1 pseudogene is annotated in these 207 nt (G+C 56.5%); it reads right to left on the bottom strand.

Going from position 1 to position 207, the window contains the following annotated elements:
* Positions 1 to 50: 50 nt before the first annotated feature.
* Positions 51 to 207: pseudogene (locus IV01_RS26060) on the bottom strand (fructose-1,6-bisphosphate aldolase); the annotation flags it as partial.

The raw sequence follows: 207 nt of genomic DNA, 5'->3' as shown, positions 1-207 counted from the left end.
GACTATAAAGAAACCCGCATTTCTGCGGGTTTCTTCAATGCTCGATCAACTCAGTTGATCTTGGCATCCAGCTCGCCACGGGCGTAGCGTTCGAACATGGCGTCCAGGGAGACCGGTTTGATCTTCGAGGCGTTGCCAGCGGTGCCGAATGCTTCGTAACGCGCGATGCACACGTCGCGCATGGCCGAAACGGTTTTGGCCAGGTAC

Source organism: Pseudomonas syringae (genome assembly GCF_000737245.1).
GTDB classification, from domain to species: Bacteria; Pseudomonadota; Gammaproteobacteria; order Pseudomonadales; family Pseudomonadaceae; genus Aquipseudomonas; species Aquipseudomonas syringae_J.
Note: the sequence above shows the minus strand (reverse complement) of the source record. Positions and strands in the feature narration are given on the sequence as shown.